Source organism: Bacillus cereus group sp. BfR-BA-01381, from assembly GCF_022663555.1.
In the GTDB taxonomy this organism is placed as follows: Bacteria; Bacillota; Bacilli; order Bacillales; family Bacillaceae_G; genus Bacillus_A; species Bacillus_A pacificus.
The window spans coordinates 1-17,224 of sequence record NZ_JAKUFR010000068.1; the positions used below are offsets into that span (position 1 = coordinate 1).

Here is a 17,224-nt window from a genome sequence, read left to right on the forward strand (position 1 = left end):
AGTTTCACCGTGAGCTTCTAGTTTTGGAGCAGGGAAATGTTCGTGCCCCTCAAGTTTCGGAGCAGGAGTATCGCCAATATTGAAAGCAGGAGCCCAAGTATCAGCATGTGAATCCAATTTCGAGCTTAAATCAGCATGTGTCTCTTGTTTCGGAGCCCAGGTATCCCCTTTATTATATGATGAAATAGGAGGTCTTCCATGATCATAAGCAGGAGCCCCGCCGTGGTCTCCATGGCTTTCTAATTTCGGAGCAAAAGTTTCACCGTGCTCAGCTTTTACAACGCCGCCATCCCCAATATTTACACCAAAAAGACCAAAGCTAAACACTGATAACCCTACAACAGCTGTACTAATTTTTCTTTTCAATCTATATCTCTCCTTTTGTTATGTTTTTTCATTTTGTCTAAACGTGGTAGATAAAATGAAATGAATCGTAAAAAATTACCAATTATATTACGATATACGAATAATTCTGTGTAATATTTTGTAAAACCTCCTTAGAATTTGAATTTTATGAAAATAAAATTCGACATGGTTCAGTTTTCAACTAGTTGAATAGAATTTGATTGAGTTTTTATAAAGCTATTGGTTAACCTTAGGATCGAAAGTAGTTCTTAATTTCTTTATACCGTGCCCATAAGGTTATTTTAGCTTTGAATTAACTATTATAATTCGAGAATTTATTCCTCTTGCTGTATATTTAAAAATTACAGTATGCAACATTGCATAAGAAAGAGGGTTGCTATTTCACACGACCTGTAACTATAATAGTTACAGGTTGGTCGTATCCAATCAAAAATAAAATCATCATGAATGGAGATGTTTCATAATGGGTATGAAAAAAATAATTTTAGCAGGTGCTTTAGGAATCGCAGCATTATCAGGAACGAATGTACCAGGACTAGAAGTAACAAAAGCGAGTGCAGCTTCTATAGAATCTAATTTCTCAACATTAGAAGGACGAGTAGTAGAAGTAGATAACGGTGTAATTGTTGTTAAATCTAAGCAATACGAAGAACCTGTTAGTGTATATATAGATTCATTTTCAAATGTGAAAGTAGGAGATGAAGTAAAAGCTACTGGATCTATGATGCGTAATTTTACAGAATATATGGTTGCAACTGCAATTGAAAATACAACAAACAAGTTAGGCATGCACATGAAAGAAGATGGCTCACCTGATTATGTAATTGGAGAAGTATCAAAAGTAGGAACGATGAAAGATGAGGGAGACGGTGCTACTAAATATGTCGTAGTTGAGTATCCATCGCTAAACGGGAAGAAAGTTATTATTGATGTTTTCTTGACAAAGGGGCAAGTGTTTAAAGCGGGTGAGAAAGTGAAAATTGATATGAGGTATGTAGGCTGGGGTGGCAGTTCTATTAATTGGAACACAACGGATCATATCGAAAAGGTTTATGAGGTAAAGAACAACGCTGTGAATAATGATGATGTTTGGATTTGGTCTTAATTAGACTCCTGTAAATAATAAACGGATTATGCAGTACCTAGCAAATGGTCATACACATGACTATTTGCTAGGTACTTTTTTGTTTTGTATTTTTTGAGAATAAGGGATTCCTGACTAGAATATGATGTTTAAATCGGAGCGAATTTAAAAAATACAATGATGAAAGAGGTGTTTACATATGGAGCGAGATGAGAATTATTTACGAGCTAAAAAAAGGGTGGAGAACTTAAAAGCGTTTTACATTCATTTAACGGTCTATATACTAGTGAACTTAATGCTTTTTTTCATAAATATAAGCTCTGATTCAAGTAAATTATGGTTTTTATATCCACTTGGAGGTTGGGGGATCGGTATCGTTATACATGGTCTAACAACTTTTCCATTTGGGATATTCGGAAAAGAGTGGGAAGAACGAAAGATTAAAGAATATATGGAGAAAGATAAGTAAATTTATGAATATAAACCTCTGTGAGCACACGCTTGATGCGAAGCCTATCCTATAGCTTCGCCTATTTGTTTTGTATTCGAAGTTTGTGCGATTGAGAGTGTTCCTATTCACTTTTCAGCGTAAATAGCATATGAAATCAAAACTTTACTTGTAGTACATAATAAATACAGTTGTTACCCTTTTTAAATTACATGTAGATATAGGATAAAGTTGATTTATCATCCTATATGAAAATAAAAATAAACCACTGTTCGATTTGAATATTCCACGATATAATGGTGAGAGTTTATATCTGAAGAAATATTTGCATAAGAAGTGAGGTACTATATGAAAAAAAGAACGACAGACATTATTTTTATTATTATTGGTGCATTCCTTTTTGCTTTAGGTGTCAATTTATTTGTTATTCCGAATGAGTTTGGTGAGGGCGGAGTAACAGGTATCACGATTATTACGTACTACTTATTTGAGTGGTCACCAGGTTTAGTCAATTTAATTTTAAATGCGATTTTGTTAATAGTCGGTTATAAATTTTTAAATAAAATCACAACGATTTATACGATTATCGCTGTAGTTACGAACTCGCTATTTCTTCATTTAACAGAAGGATGGACGATTGCTTCTGATGAAATGCTCGTAAATGCTATTTTTGGTGGAATATTTATCGGGTGCGGGATTGGTCTTATTATTCGCGTTGGTGGAACGACAGCAGGTACTACCATCTTAGCACGGATGACGCATAAATATTTAGGATGGAGCATTAGCTATGGTCTACTGTTCTTCGATTTAATCGTTGCGTTTTCATCTTATTTCATCATTGGTGCAGAAAAACTGATGCTGACAATTATTATGTTATATGTAGGAACGAAAGTAATGGAATTTGTAATTGAAGGATTAAATCCGAAAAAGGCCATTACGATTATTTCCGATAATCCGGATGAAATTGCCGGGAAGGTGACTTCGTTAATGGGCAGAGGGGTTACTGTGTATTCAGGTCATGGTTATTACACGAAAACGCCGAAGGACATTCTTTATGTTGTTATTAATAAGCAAGAAGTAGTGAAGCTAAAGCGAATTGTTCAAACTACAGATCCGGCTGCGTTCATTGCTATACATGATGTTCGTGACGTATTTGGAGAAGGATTTGTTGATATTTCGAAGGCTTAAAAATTGTTTTTCATTAAAATAATCTTAATACTAAAACGTGAGAATCTATTTTGAATCATCTTTTTTCAAAATAGATTCTTTTTTATTAAACACCATTCACTTTCAGTTCGAACTTTTACATTTTAAAGAAAACTGCCTATAGAACGTTCCAGTCTGTTCTTTAATTTTGAAATGTGAGAGTTGAATAACAATGGATTATATGTGATTTTTTAATCTACTCCCCATGAGTTCCGCCATTTGTTTTGCATCTGGATTTTCTTCATCGTACAATTTCTCAATAATGTTAATATAATCCGTCTCATTTCGATTTTGGCTTAATTTATATGCAGCCTGGATGTCTCCCACCTTAATCTTAAATCCAACTATACCTTTCAGTTCATTTTCTAAGAGAGTAGGGGAAAGTTTATCCCATAATACTGGATTTTCACGATGCTCTTCATATTTTTTCAGCATTGTTGTTAATTCATCTATTAATTCCTCTTTATTTAAAATACTTGCTTTACCATATATATGGACAGCTTGATAATTCCATGTTGGAACTTCTTCATTTTCATACCAAGAAGAAGAGATATAAGAGTGCGGTCCCTGAAACATTACAAGAACATCCTCACAGGTTTCAAATGTTCTCCACTGGGGGTTCCCATAAGCCATATGTCCAGTAATAAAATAATCATCACCTTGTCTAGTTAATCCAAAAGGTAAATGAGTTGCGATTGGTTTCTCTTTTTTGGTTGTGACGATTGTTCCAAAAGAGTTTTTTTGAACAAACTCCCAAATTTCATCAACATTTGTGACTTTAAAATATTTTGGAATATACATAGTAGCCCACCTCTCAAAAAAGTTATATGAGTGTTTTAATCATTATAAGGTCAACTTGTTCGTCATCTCCCATATAAAAGGAGTGAGAGCCAGCTTGTACAAACCCTAATTTTTTATAAAAAGCAATAGCATTTTCATTTTTCTCCCATACGCCTAGCCAAATATTCTTTTTATTATTTGCTATTGCAATTTCCATAGCGTTATTTAGTAGATATTTGCCAAGACCATGTTTTTGAAAGGAGCTCTTTATATAAATTCTCTCGACTTCAAGTGATTCATCGCCCATTTCTTCAGACTGAGCATCATCAGTATTGATCTTCAGATACCCAGCAATGGCATCGTTGAAGTAGACAAAAAAGAATTGAGAAGAGATATTGGATAATTCTTTTTCTAATTGCTTTAAGTTAAATGCCTTTTCCAAATAATGATGCATATTTTCGGGTGAATTCTGATGTTTAAAAGTCTCATTAAATGTTTCATAACTAATTTCTTGAAGTTTTTGTATATCTTCAAGGGTGCACTTTTCTATATGTGTAGTCATTTAAATAGTTCGCTCCTTTATATAATCAATAATTTCTCTTGTTTCCTTTTTTTACAAATTCCCAATCTTTTTCTATATTTTTTCTTACTCTTTGAAGAAGATTAGAAATAGTTTCCGCTTCTGTTTCCGAAAATCCCTCTAAAGCAACAGTATTGGAATAATCATTTTCTCTCTTAATAAAAGGATAGACATTTTTTCCTTTTTCTGTTGGAAAAAGTTTTTTGATTTTTTTGTTAGATACATCTTCTTTCTTTTCGATAAATCCATTGATTTCAAGCTTTTTGATGGCACGGGCTGCGGTTGTACGATCTACTTTTATCATCTCAGATAGCTTTTCTTGAATGATTCCTGGGTTTTCACATATTCGCACAAGGTACAAATACTGACCTTTTGTAAGCTCATATTCTTTGAATTCTATATTACTAATAGAATCTAATGCCCTTGCAATCATGCCAATTTCACGAAGAATTTCTTTCATAATGAACTCCTCATCTTTCTTTTTTTATTGCAAATGCAACAATTTGAAGTTACATTTAATATAAAATATTTTTATTGTAAATGCAACAAAAATGACGATGAAGAGGCTGATTAAAATGAAGTATGTTTTTTATGTATTAGGAATTTTAATATTAACCCTTGGTATTTCTTTCACAATACAATCAGATCTTGGTACTTCACCTTTTGATGCACTTTTAGTAGGACTTTCTTTAAATGTGGGGCTTACTGTGGGAAGCTGGGAAATAATAATAGCTTTATTATTAATATGTTGTAATTCGATATTAAAAAGACAAAGACCAGAAGTACTAGGGTTGTTAACAGCATTCATAACGGGCATTGGTATTGATGTGTGGCTATTTTTATTACGCAATTTAATTACACCTGAAATATGGTACAGTAAAATGATTTATTTTGGAATCGGATTAGTTATTACAGGATTAGGAACTGCAATATATTTACAGACAAATTTTGCTCCCATTCCAATTGACCGATTAACTTTAATCATACAAGAATTAACGAGAACGAATATCTTTATATCACGAACATTTATTTATCTTATATTCTTAATAATGGCAACGATTTTACATGGACCAATTGGTGTTGGAACTATATTAACTGTTTGTTTAGGTGGGCTATTACTGAATTTCTTTATGCCACTTACTAAAAAAGTAATCGATCACTTATTCGTACACCAGAGTACATCATCAAATTATAAGAAAAATAAAGCAGCTGACCACAATGATAAGAAACGTATCTTCTAAGGAATCCTTTTCTTTTTCTTGCAAAAAAACCAATTGTTTCTTAATGTAGTGATGTAGAAGGATGAACGAGAGAGGGTTTAATGAAGATGATACATATTTTATTAGCTGATGATGATAAGCATATTAGAGAGTTATTGCATTACCATTTACAAAAAGAGGGGTTTAAAGTTTTTGAAGCGGAAGACGGAAAGGTAGCGCAAGAAGTATTAGAGAAGGAAAATATTCATCTTGCGATCGTGGACATTATGATGCCGTTCGTTGATGGCTATACGTTATGTGAAGAAATTCGGAAGTATCATGATATTCCTGTTATTTTATTAACAGCAAAGGGGCAGTTAGTCGATAAGGAAAAAGGATTCATTTCTGGTACGGACGATTATATCGTAAAACCATTTGAACCAGCTGAAGTCATTTTCCGTATGAAAGCTTTATTACGACGTTATCAAATGCTAAGTGCTGACATAATTACACTCCACGGAACGACAATTGATCGTAAAGGTGTTGAAGTGAAGTGTAACGGGCAGACGATTTTACTTCCATTAAAGGAATTTGAATTATTATCACAACTAGCTAGTTATCCTGGGAGAACATTTTCAAGAGAAGAGTTAATTGAACTAGTATGGGGAATGGATTTTGAAGGGGATGAACGGACAGTTGATGTTCATGTGAAGCGACTAAGAGATCGTTTCTCAAAACGAACGGATGATTTTCAAATTACGACAGTGCGCGGACTCGGTTATAAGTTGGAGCTGAAATAAGATGAAATCACTATATTCTAGATTTGTTTTTATGACAGTCGGTATTATGCTACTTAGTAGTATTATCGGCTTTTTATTAACAAACGTATATTATCAAGTGAAGTTAAAACCGTATAATAGTGAAAAGATTTTAAAGTATGCGGAAGAAGTTAAATCGTTATATGAAAAACAAAGTGAAGAAAATCAAGAGGCGTACTTACAATCTATTGCGAAGTTAGGGTATGAGATTTATATTGTCGATGATCAAAAGAATGGAAAGCGTATCGGCAATGCGTTTCGTAAGACGTCTATTAGTGATGATACCGTTCATAAAGTATTGCAAGGTGAAACGTTTAATGGTGTTTCTACATATCCGACTCGCCTATTTATTACCGGTTTTTTCGATAATGAATTAATAAATAGTGTCGGTGTCCCGGTAAAACACGGTGATAAACAGTACGCTTTATTTATTCGTCCTGACATTCAGAACCAATTTGGCGAAATGCGAATTTTCTTAGCGGTATTACTTGGGTTTATCGTACTATTAAGTATTATCTTTATAGCGATTGCAGCAGGTTACATCGTTCGTCCGATTCGTAAATTTACGAAGGCTACGCAAAAAATTGCGAGTGGTGAATATGAAATCGAATTAGATGTAAAACGAAAAGATGAAATAGGAACGTTATCTACAAGCTTCCAAAAGATGACGAAAAGTATAAAAGAATTAGATGAAATGAGACAAGAATTTGTTTCGAACGTTTCACATGAATTCCAGTCGCCGCTATCTTCTATACAAGGTTTTTCAAAAACATTGCAAACAGAAAAAATGAGTGAAGAAGAAAGAAATCATTACTTACAAATTATTGAGGGCGAAAGTAAGCGAATGTCTAGTTTATGTAAACAGTTACTTACACTAGCTTCATTAGATAAAGAAGAGAAAGTGTTACAAATAAAAGAATTCAATTTACAAAAGCAAATTAAAGACGTCATTTTTATGCTTGAATGGAAATGGCGTGAAAAAGATATCGCCGTTGAATTTGATGTGCCGGATATCGTCATAAAAGGCGATGAAAACTTACTTCATCAAATATGGAGTAACATTTTCACGAATAGTATTAAGTTTTCAAATGATGGTGGGACTATTGAGTTTTTCGTCGAAGAGTTAGAGTCTAGCGTTATAATCTCTATATCCGATAACGGAATCGGCATGGAAAAAGAAGAAATGGATCGTATTTTTGATCGCTTCTACAAAGTAGATACAGCAAGAGCAAGAAACGTAGAAGGTAGCGGTTTAGGATTGTCGATTGTGCAGAAGATTGTGGAACTGCATAAAGGGACCGTTTCGGTATATAGCACGAAAGGGGAAGGGACGACTGTTCGGGTGGAACTTCCTAAATAGATGGAAGAGGCTGTTTGGAAACGGCCTCTTCTTTTTGTCGTTTTTTGTTGGTAAGTCGATATAATTGAAAAATCGCTGATATAATTCGAGTTGCGCTGATATAATTGAAAAATCGCCGATATAAAATTCACGTACTCTCATTTTTGCTATAAAGCCGCACCTTTCCCGTGCTCTTCCTTAAACTGCACCCCAAAAGTATCCGCTGTAATCTCATCAGCTTTCGGCAATGCTCGTAATTTCGGGTGAAGTAACCATACGAGAGAAATGAAGAAAATCCCGATGCTAGCGAGCGCGAAAATGATTTGGCTACTCAATACATTTGCGGTGTATCCGCCAATTAAAGAACCGAACGGCATAGCAATTGTGCCCATACTTCGCATCACTGAGTTAATACGTCCAATATATTGATTTGGAATTACAATTTGACTAATTGTCGCAAATAATATATTGGTTGCACCAATCGGTACCCAGGCTAGACCAAATAAGAGAATAGACAACCATTGAAACGGTACAACCGTAGAGAGAAACCAAAAGATAGCACCAGTCGCAAAGCCCATAATAGAGACACGGCCAACGTTACGTTTGCCTACCCATGAACTGAATAGTGCTCCAATTAAACTGCCAGCGGATATAGCTGCTAAGAAGAAACCATATGATTTCACGCCGCCTAAAGAATCAGCGAAAGAAGGGAGTATTGCCATCGTCATACCGATTGAAAAATTAGCGGCAACGGAACCAATTAAGAATACGCCCATTAATGAACGAAAGACAATCGAAAACCCTTCTTTTAAATCTGAGAAATATTGTTTCGTTGAAAGTGAGGTGCCCGTTTCGGTTTGCTGTGGCATTTTTAATGAAAAGAACAAAAGGGCAGTAATCGCGAATGTGAAAGAGTCGATTACATATAAAGTGATTGCTCCAAATAGTGCTACTAATATGCCAGAAAGCGTCGTGCAAATTAAATCAATGCCTTGATATGCAAATGAAAAGAGTGAATTTCCTTTTAATAATTGTGTTTTATGCAGTAGAAGTGGTAAAGCTTTCGATTGTGCGGGATAGGCGAATTGTTCGATAAAGGCTACGATGGGCATGATGATGAGTAGTAGTTGGACTGTTAATAGGTCGAAGTAGTGTGTAATAGGAATGATTAATATAAGAATGCATTGCAAAACTTGTGTGATGACGAGGGTGTTTTTAATTGGCCATCTATCAACGAATGGGCCGGTAAGAAATTGTAATGCAGAAGGTAGTAACGTAAGGAAACCAGCCAATCCAGAATAAAAAGGATTACCACTTAGCTTATATACGAGCCACATTGCTGCTACGTAGTACAAGCTATCTCCTATGTTTGTAAAAATTCTCCCTAAAAATAATAAGAGGAAATTCCGGTTTTTCAATATGTCCATTTAATCTACTCCTTTATAAGAAATTTATTCGGTAAAATAAATTTGACCGTTTATCCGACTTTAATGGGCAGTAAGACCCCGACCTCAAAATGCAGCGAAAGCAAAGAAGTTAGGGGGGGGCGGGCTGCCCATAAAAGTCCGATTGGTTCAACTAATAATCAGTGGGGGATAAAGACCCCCCCACTGATTAAAGTTTCACTTTATGTAAAAAAAATCGTATTACGATTTTTCTTCTTTTTTAACAAATTGCTGCATTGTTCTCTCAGCGATTTGAAGTGCAGTAGTAGAAATATAATAAGATTTACTATTTGGATCTTTATCCGCGTCTTTGGCGATTTCATTTAATTCAGCCATCAATTCATGAAATTTTTTCACCCATACTTGAAATTGTTCTGGGGTAGCATCAAATTCCCAGCAAGATGAAACGTAATTCCACTCAGTCGGGTCTTCACTTTCTTTTCTTAATGTAAAAGCTTCTTCGGGTGCAGCAAGAATATGACTTTTCGTTCTTTCCGTCATTTGTAAAAAGATTTGGCGGCCGGATTCGCTTACCATTTCTAAATGAGGTAATAGGTCTGCGGCAGGGGTGAAGCCTCTAGCGACAGATTGATAAAACTTTTGAACGATGCCATTCTTTTCTTCTGTATATACAATTTCTATAAAACCATTCTTTTCTAATTCTTTTAAATGATAATGAATTTTAGCCCTTGGAATGCCGAATTTCTCAGATAGTAGTTGCCCTGTATAAGGACGTTCGCATAGACGCATCATCATTTCGACACGTAGTGGATCGCTCATTGCTTTTAGTTGGCTATAAGTAGTAAGTGTGAACATGGGCTTCAAAATGATCAACTCCTTAAATGAAATTACTCGGTCAAGATTATTTGACTGAATTGTATCAAGGATTTTGATTATTTTCAATACTTTCTGAAAATTAAGTTTTGCTCTCTGTAATCTTCTGTTCATATTCCGTTCATATTTCTTTTTTATGATAAGTGCATAGAAAGAAAGAGGAAGGAGCGAGCGAAATGTTTTTAGCTCTGCGTGAATTAAAACAATCAAAATTAAGATACGGATTAATCGGATTGATTATGGTGTTATTATCATTTTTAGTCCTTGTGATTTCAGGATTAGCAAATGGATTATCATATGATAATGCTTCATCGATTCAAAATATGGAGGCAAATAAGTTCGTTTTAGCAGATGATGCGGAAAATAAATTACTTCGTTCACAAATTAAGAAAGACGATGTAGATAACGTAGTAAATCAAGTAGGCGAGAAAGAGGCAGTTCCGTTTCGCGTGAAAGTTTCAACGTATGAAAAGAAAGATAGTTCGAAAAAAGTGGATGTTGCGATTTTCTCAAGTGAACGTGATTCATTTTTAGAACCGAACATTGTAAAAGGTGAGAAATTAGGTACAGCAAACAATGAAATGGTTGCTGATGAATCAATTAAAGAAAAAGGAATCGATATTGGAGATACAATTATCGACCCTGTTTCAAAGAAAGAATTTACAATCGTTGGATTTACGAAAGATCAAATGTTTAGCCATACACCAGTCGTTTATGTAAATGAAGACGTATGGGGCGCTATTTCACAACCAAACCAAAAAGATTATAGTGCAATTGCGCTGAATACAGATAAAGAAATTAAAAATGCACATGTTATCGACAAAAAAGAAGTACTGCAAAGCATTCCAGGATTTAAAGAAGAGCAAGGAACATTAACGATGATCATTGCGTTCTTACTTGTTATCGCTGCGTTATTAATCGGTGTATTCTTCTACGTTATTACACTACAAAAAACACAGCAATTAGGCGTATTAAAAGCAATTGGTACGAAGAACTCGTATTTAGCAAATAGTTTAGTCGTACAGGCGTTATTCTTATCAGTCGTTGCGATGGTAATCAGTATTGTTCTTGTACAAGGATTAGAACAGATTTTACCAGCGGGAATGCCATTCTTATTAACAACGCCGATGATTGTACAATATGCAGCAATCTTTATCGTTATTAGTATTTTAGGAACACTTATTTCGTTATACCAAGTATTAAAAGTTGATGCATTAGAAGCAATTGGAGGCGGGATGTAATGACTTCATTATTAAAATTAGACAAAGTAAGTAAAGTGTACGGAGAAGGGAATACGGAAGTAACAGCCCTTCATCCGATGTCGCTTGATGTGAAAGCTGGAGAGTTTATCGGAATTGTTGGCCCTTCTGGATCAGGGAAAAGTACATTATTATCAATCGCGGGTGCTTTATTATCACCGTCAAAAGGAGATATTTACATTCGTGAGCAAAATATTACGAAGTTATCGGAAAAGGAAATGACAGATATTCGTTTGAAAAAAATCGGCTTCATTTTCCAGTTCGCAAATCTCGTTCCATATTTAAATGTAAAAGAACAATTACTTTACATTGCAAAGCTTAAAAAAGAAAACAAACAAGACTCAGAGAAGCGCACGGATCATTTATTAGCGGCATTTGGGTTAGGCGAAAGAAAAAATCACTATCCAAATCAATTATCTGGTGGGGAAAAACAAAGGGTAGCAATCGCTCGTGCATTCATGAACAACCCAGATTTAATATTAGCAGATGAGCCAACGGCAAGCTTAGACTCAAAACGTGCACGTGAAGTTGTTGAAATGATGAAACGTGAAGTGAAAGAGAGCCAAAAAGCAGCCATTATGATTACACATGATGAAAGAATGCTTGATGTATGTGATCGTATATTGACGCTAAGAGATGGAAAATTAATATAAAGAAAAAGGGCCAACCGTACATGCGGTTGGCCTTTGTATAATTGTTTCTAATAAGTATAATGGCTTTATTTTGAGAATAACGTTTTAATTTTATTGCGTGTGACTAATAAAACGCCGCCTAATACAGATAACATACCTAAAGCCATATTGTTTGATTGCTCACTACCAGCGTTAGGAAGTTCTCTAGCGTTATTGTTTGCATTTGTAGTACCAGTCTTTGTTTCTGCTTGTTTTGATTGAGATACTTCATTAATTTTGTTATCTACATTTTGCTTCGTAGTATGTACCTCAGCTAATTTGTCCTCAATTTTTTTCTCAGTATGTTTAAAGTCGTTGATTTTAATATCTAAGTCTTGTTTTTTCTTTGTTAAATCGTCTGAAACAGTTTGTTTCGTTTGTTTAATTTCGTTAATTTTATTTAGTAAATCTTCTCTAGCTTTTTGTAATTCAGCTAGTTTATTTTTTACATCTTGTTTCGCTAGTTCTAAGTTAGCAGAAAGGCTATCTAAATTGCCTTTAATTTTCTTAAGTTCCTCTAACGTTTTACCAGTATTCGGCTTGTTTTCTTTTAGCTCAGCAAGTTTGTCCTCAGCAGTTTGTTTTGCTTTCTTTAACTCAGCTAATTTTTCATCTACTTGTTTTTTAACTTCCTTAAGTTCATTAACCTTTTGATCGATGTTCTCTTTATGTTGCTTCATTTCATTCACTTTTTCATCGACAGTTTGTTTATGTTCTTTAATCTCATTAACCTTATTATCGATATTTTGCTTATGCTCTTTCACTTCAGCAACTTTATCTTCTACTTGTTTTTTATGCTCTTTTATTTCAGCGATTTTATCTTCGGCGATTTGTTTGTCTTGCTGAAGTTTTGCATCTAATTCTTGTTTATGTTGTTTAATCTCATTAATTTTTTCATCAGCAACTTGTTTGCGTTCATGTAATTCATTCACTTTTGTATCAACATTTTCCTTAACTTTGTTAAGTTCATTTAATGTTTGATCCACGTTTTCTTTGTGTTGCTGCAATTTCGCATCTAACTCTTGTTTATGTTGCTTAATTTCAGCTAATCGATCTCCCGTACTTTGCTGAGGAGTAGAATCAGTTACTTCCGCATGAGCAGAGTTTGCGCCAGCAATCATTGCTAAAGCTAGTGTAGACGCAGCGATTGTTTGTTTTGTTTTCATATTTTGTACCTCTTTTCTTTCATATGCATGAACTGTTTTGTGTAAAAATGAGCATATAGAAGTAGATTATCTTATCATTATATACTATGTTAGGTGCTTAGAGGAAGGATTTGCATAATAATCTATGATTATGTAATTCTTATAGTCTCTTATTTTGGAGTAGGGAACAAATCTTTAGCTAGATGAACAATTTCTTCAATAGTAAAGTTTACATCTTTATTATTGCGGATAACAAACAAATAATCAGCCTCGTTTTCTATAGGATCTACAACATCTTCGTGAAGTGATTCAGTTTGTTGCCGATCGAGTACTTCTTTGAAACTAGAATAACTACCTCTAAAAATATTCGTACTTCGTGTGCTTCGAGCCACTCTTTCGTAAAGTACATCATCTGGAATTTCAAAGTGAACGAGTATGCGTACATATTCATTTTGTGGAAATAATTCGTTTAGTAAATATAACCTTCCATTTTTACTGCGATTGGAGTTACTAATAATAAGGTGTAAATTTGTATGTTCTTTCGCATAATCAACAATGAATTTAGAAAGACCGTGCTTAAATGTATTAGCGCCTTCAGCTGGTTGTAATTTTTCATAATGTTTATTAATAAATTCAGCTTGGTTATCTTGATCCATAACGAAAGAGTGGGGTAACTCTTTTTCTAAAGCTTCTGCAAATGTAGTTTTTCCGCTGTGCGTTTTTCCTACTGTAATAATGACGAATCGTTTCATATTGGCCTCCATGTGTGTTGTTATAGTCTGGAATATTCAATGTAGATTGAATATTTTCCTGCCAGAGAATATACAAAGTGCCGAAGTGATAGTAGGCTGGAAACTTGACAAAAAAACTTATTTATGCTATAATTTACCAATGTGAAAATAAAGTGTATAATAGGGTTCTCCTGGCCAGGGGAACCCTATTTTTGTTGTGAAAATGAAGGAGAGTGTATGTGCGTGAAACAAGGTGAAGCAAGTGTAACGTCGTTAGTATCAGCTTTCAGCAGGGCATATCATAGTGAATTTGATAGTCCGAAAATCTTTGATGATTATGTAGCTAAAGAGTTCATTTCTCCAAAAGAACGTAACGACATTGAAACGAACATGGTTCAAGGAATACATTTTTTCAATACAGACATTGCAGAGCAGTTTCAAGATAATCCGAAAGAAATATTAAAGTGGATTACGCAAGTTCAATTATCACCAACACCTTTAGCGCGTGCGGCATATTGTGAAAGAGTATTACTACACGAGATTACGCTGGGAGCGAAACAATACGTTATACTCGGTGCGGGATTAGATACATTCAGTTTTAGACACCGAGAATTAGAAAATAAAATAGAAGTATTTGAAGTGGATCATCCTTCTACGCAGCAGTTTAAGAAGGAAAGAATAGAAGAAGCGGGACTTGAAGTTCCAAATCACCTTCATTTTGTTTCCATGGATTTTACGAAAGGATTTTCCTATGAACAGTTACGGAGTGAAGGATTTGAAAATAAAAAGACTTTCTTTAGCCTTTTAGGTGTGTCGTATTATTTAACGAAAGAGGAACTTTCTAGTTTAATAGAATGTCTATTTGCGATGGTTCCAGAAGGGAGCTCTATCGTTTTCGATTATCCAGATGAAAACTTATTTACGGAAAAAGGGTTGTCTAACCGAGTTGAAAACATGGTGAAAATGGCTGCAGTAGGCGGAGAACCGATGAAATCATGTTATTCTTACGCCGAAATGGAAGCACTGTTAGAGAAGGCGGGTTTACTTATTTATGAGCATTTATCACCAGAAGATATAAATGCATTCTATTTTGAAGGACGAAACGATTATTTAAAAGCTTTTGAGACGGTGCATTATGTGCATACGGTGAAGAGGTAAGGAATTAGTAGGCATGGGGAGAAATCTCTGTGTCTTTTTTTGTGGAAAACAAAAGGATGGGATTTATTGAAAAAGATAATGATAGGTATATTGCTACATGAGTTACTACATCTAAATGAATATCAGGAAGAATGTGGGGGGTAATTATATAAAGAAACAGAATATTCAACAAAAATTCACAATTATGTTATATAATGATTTTAATAAACCATATTTTAGAAATTATATTCTGTTTGGATAAACTAAAATGTTTAGCTAAAAGAACTTGTAGTGGGGCTTGCTACAAGTTCTTTTAATTGTAAAATTTCTATTGGATAAAATATGGAAAAAGGGAGGATGTAAGTTTGATAAGAAATTTAAAGAAAGCAGCACTTAATTCGTTAGATGGGAAATGGGGAGTAAGTATAGGGGGATCGGCGTTATACTATTTTGTACCAACTTTAAGTGCATCAGCAATCGCTAGTTTTATATATTTAATATTTGGCCTGTTTATTGGGGTAATTGGTTTGGATGTTTTCTTTATTTATTCAATTGGTGGGCAGCTGCAAGTAGATCCAACAGCACTAGTTTTACTTATTCTAAGTTATTTTTTTATAGGACTGATTTGTTTTTTTATTTACAGTGTCATACAAGGTATCTTTAATTATGGGTATTCTGTTTTCACCTTACGCTTAGGTAAAAATGAAGATGCTAAGGTGGACGATGTATTTGTAGGGTTTAGAAAGAACAATTTGTTTAGATCAATGAAATTAGGAGTATTGCAGGCTATTTTTCTATTTTTATGGAGTCTGTTATTAATTGTTCCAGGTATTATTAAATATTTTTCTTATTCAATGGCATATTATATTTTAATAGAGAATCCGGATTATACAGCAAGTGAAGCATTAAGGGAGAGTAAAAGAATAATGAAAGGACATAAGTTCAAGTTATTTGTTCTTTGGTTATCTTTTATTGGTTGGTTTTTATTAACTGCATTTATAGGCCTGTTTACATTTAATCTATCATTCATATTCATTTCCCCTTATTACAACACAACTGTCTCGCATTTTTACTTAGACTTAATTAAGAAACAGGATGCTAGAGAAGCGAAGGTAAGTATATAAAGAATATAAGTAGTAAGAAAATATGTATAATGTATCTTTTCTCGATTGTGGACATGCAATTAAGCATATCCCTTTTTAATGTGATATTGAAAGAAATAAAGAAGTTGCAATTGGATATGTTTTACTTGTAATAATTTGGATAAGGATGTTATAGCATTGGAGGAATTTAAAATGGGAAAGACTGAAATGTTTCAAGATTTTAATTTTAAATTAGTAGTAATTGAAGCTTTATTAGATAAAGAGCCACTATTTCTAAAAGAATTGAAAGACTTAATAGATAAGTATACGAATAATTTCGAATGGCATTCAGGAGCTGGACCAATTGTTGAAATTAGAGATTTTTTAGAAGAATTAATTTTGGAAACAAGTGATTTGGAAAAGATTGAATCCCTTTGCTTTGATGGAGGAAATGAAATTTATCATATTTTAAAGCCAGATTGGGATGGTGAAGACAGTTTATTTGATGTAATATCTGTTGAAGGATTTCAAAATTTAAAAAATCTAAAAACAGTGGAATATATTTCAATGTGTTACCCAAAAGTATTAGAACCATTTAAACAAGCTGGAATTGAAATTGAGGATTAATGAGGGACAAGTTATATAATAATGGAAGTGATTCTTATTAAGAAAGAGTCACTTTTTCTTATGCAACGAACAAAGCTGAATGGAGGATATTATGATACTAATCGATAAAGATGGTGAAGGCTACTGGAGTAAAACTGTTGATTTAGGCATTTTAGGTAAATTCAATAACTTTTTTGGAAACAAAAGAGAAAATAGAAGATGTTAAAATGACATGTATATGCGCTCCATATATTTATATTTGCTGCTCAATAAACTAGTATCACACATAAGTTTATACCACATATTCACTTTTATTTACAAAAAATACTATTAATTATTTTCGGATAATTGTTATAATATAATTAAATTGATATAAAAGTTTTTTCTAGATTATGTATTTGAAGAATTCTCATGCAAAAAGAGCCAGTTCTCAAGTAGAGAACTGGCTCTTTGTTGAAGAAAAATAGAGTTAGATGTACATAATGGGATAGCAG

19 protein-coding genes are annotated in these 17,224 nt (G+C 33.8%); 11 read left to right on the forward strand and 8 right to left on the reverse strand.

Features of this window, described 5'->3' with window-relative positions; genetic code table 11:
* Positions 1–366, reverse strand: a 366-nt coding sequence (locus MR079_RS20480; RefSeq protein ID WP_242294517.1) for a hypothetical protein, incomplete at its 3' end; no start/stop codon positions are given.
* A gap of 463 nt (positions 367–829) precedes the next feature.
* On the opposite strand from MR079_RS20480, the gene MR079_RS20485 reads away from it, so the two are divergent.
* The 3 genes from MR079_RS20485 to MR079_RS20495 all read left to right on the forward strand — a co-directional run bounded on the left by MR079_RS20485 (position 830) and on the right by MR079_RS20495 (position 3,086).
* Positions 830–1,471: a hypothetical protein gene (locus MR079_RS20485; protein WP_242294518.1), complete on the forward strand. Its 642-nt coding sequence runs from the start codon at positions 830–832 to the stop codon at positions 1,469–1,471.
* 178 nt (positions 1,472–1,649) lie between these two features.
* Positions 1,650–1,919: a 2TM domain-containing protein gene (locus MR079_RS20490; protein ID WP_000438994.1), complete on the forward strand. Its 270-nt coding sequence runs from the start codon at positions 1,650–1,652 to the stop codon at positions 1,917–1,919.
* A 327-nt stretch (positions 1,920–2,246) separates the two neighbouring features.
* On the forward strand, positions 2,247–3,086 hold the full coding sequence (locus MR079_RS20495; protein WP_016717994.1) for a YitT family protein: 840 nt from the start codon (positions 2,247–2,249) through the stop codon (positions 3,084–3,086).
* A 195-nt stretch (positions 3,087–3,281) separates the two neighbouring features.
* Here MR079_RS20495 and paiB read toward each other — a convergent pair whose 3' ends face one another.
* The 3 genes from paiB to MR079_RS20510 are packed head-to-tail and all read right to left on the reverse strand — an operon-like array spanning position 3,282 to position 4,924.
* A complete protein-coding gene (paiB, locus tag MR079_RS20500) occupies positions 3,282–3,905 on the reverse strand; it encodes a protease synthase/sporulation negative transcriptional regulator PaiB (protein WP_242294519.1) in 624 nt (207 codons plus the stop codon).
* A 22-nt stretch (positions 3,906–3,927) separates the two neighbouring features.
* Positions 3,928–4,446: a spermidine/spermine N(1)-acetyltransferase gene (gene paiA, locus MR079_RS20505; protein ID WP_139866100.1), complete on the reverse strand. Its 519-nt coding sequence runs from the start codon at positions 4,444–4,446 to the stop codon at positions 3,928–3,930.
* A gap of 25 nt (positions 4,447–4,471) precedes the next feature.
* Positions 4,472–4,924, reverse strand: a complete 453-nt coding sequence (locus MR079_RS20510) for a MarR family winged helix-turn-helix transcriptional regulator (RefSeq protein WP_139866099.1) — start codon at positions 4,922–4,924, stop codon at positions 4,472–4,474.
* A 115-nt stretch (positions 4,925–5,039) separates the two neighbouring features.
* Here MR079_RS20510 and MR079_RS20515 point away from each other — a divergent pair, with 115 nt between their 5' ends.
* The 3 genes from MR079_RS20515 (at position 5,040) to MR079_RS20525 (ending at position 7,841) form a co-directional block, all read left to right on the forward strand.
* On the forward strand, positions 5,040–5,705 hold the full coding sequence (locus MR079_RS20515) for a YczE/YyaS/YitT family protein (protein WP_139866098.1): 666 nt from the start codon (positions 5,040–5,042) through the stop codon (positions 5,703–5,705).
* An 80-nt stretch (positions 5,706–5,785) separates the two neighbouring features.
* Positions 5,786–6,463: a response regulator transcription factor gene (locus tag MR079_RS20520; RefSeq protein ID WP_016717989.1), complete on the forward strand. Its 678-nt coding sequence runs from the start codon at positions 5,786–5,788 to the stop codon at positions 6,461–6,463.
* 1 nt (position 6,464) lies between these two features.
* Entirely contained in the window at positions 6,465–7,841 is a 1,377-nt protein-coding gene (locus tag MR079_RS20525) for a sensor histidine kinase (protein WP_139866097.1), read from the forward strand.
* 146 nt (positions 7,842–7,987) lie between these two features.
* Here MR079_RS20525 and MR079_RS20530 read toward each other — a convergent pair whose 3' ends face one another.
* Together MR079_RS20530 and MR079_RS20535 are read right to left on the reverse strand one after the other, a co-directional pair.
* Positions 7,988–9,247: an MFS transporter gene (locus MR079_RS20530; protein ID WP_139866096.1), complete on the reverse strand. Its 1,260-nt coding sequence runs from the start codon at positions 9,245–9,247 to the stop codon at positions 7,988–7,990.
* Positions 9,248–9,466: 219 nt separating this feature from the next.
* Positions 9,467–10,090 (reverse strand): ArsR/SmtB family transcription factor, encoded by a 624-nt coding sequence (locus MR079_RS20535; protein ID WP_139866095.1) that lies wholly within the window; start codon positions 10,088–10,090, stop codon positions 9,467–9,469.
* A gap of 185 nt (positions 10,091–10,275) precedes the next feature.
* Between MR079_RS20535 and MR079_RS20540 the strand changes: the two genes are divergently transcribed.
* Positions 10,276–11,340 carry an ABC transporter permease gene (locus MR079_RS20540; RefSeq protein ID WP_139866094.1) on the forward strand — a complete coding sequence of 355 codons (1,065 nt, stop codon included), beginning with the start codon at positions 10,276–10,278 and terminating at the stop codon, positions 11,338–11,340.
* Positions 11,340–12,011 (forward strand): ABC transporter ATP-binding protein, encoded by a 672-nt coding sequence (locus tag MR079_RS20545; RefSeq protein ID WP_242294520.1) that lies wholly within the window; start codon positions 11,340–11,342, stop codon positions 12,009–12,011. The genes MR079_RS20540 and MR079_RS20545 overlap by 1 nt, the downstream gene beginning before the upstream one ends.
* 65 nt (positions 12,012–12,076) lie before the next feature.
* Here MR079_RS20545 and MR079_RS20550 read toward each other — a convergent pair whose 3' ends face one another.
* Complete coding sequence (locus MR079_RS20550; protein WP_242294521.1) at positions 12,077–13,195, reverse strand: LPXTG cell wall anchor domain-containing protein; 1,119 nt, start codon at positions 13,193–13,195, stop codon at positions 12,077–12,079.
* Between the two features lie 149 nt (positions 13,196–13,344).
* Positions 13,345–13,938 carry an ATP-binding protein gene (locus MR079_RS20555; protein ID WP_242294522.1) on the reverse strand — a complete coding sequence of 198 codons (594 nt, stop codon included), beginning with the start codon at positions 13,936–13,938 and terminating at the stop codon, positions 13,345–13,347.
* A 204-nt stretch (positions 13,939–14,142) separates the two neighbouring features.
* On the opposite strand from MR079_RS20555, the gene MR079_RS20560 reads away from it, so the two are divergent.
* From MR079_RS20560 to MR079_RS20570, 3 genes are all read left to right on the forward strand, one after another.
* Positions 14,143–15,063, forward strand: coding sequence for a class I SAM-dependent methyltransferase (locus MR079_RS20560; protein ID WP_242294523.1), 921 nt, complete (start codon positions 14,143–14,145; stop codon positions 15,061–15,063).
* Positions 15,064–15,407: 344 nt separating this feature from the next.
* On the forward strand, positions 15,408–16,166 hold the full coding sequence (locus tag MR079_RS20565) for a DUF975 family protein (protein ID WP_242294524.1): 759 nt from the start codon (positions 15,408–15,410) through the stop codon (positions 16,164–16,166).
* 171 nt (positions 16,167–16,337) lie between these two features.
* Entirely contained in the window at positions 16,338–16,751 is a 414-nt protein-coding gene (locus MR079_RS20570) for a DUF6892 domain-containing protein (RefSeq protein WP_242294525.1), read from the forward strand.
* The last annotated feature ends 473 nt before the right edge of the window (positions 16,752–17,224 follow it).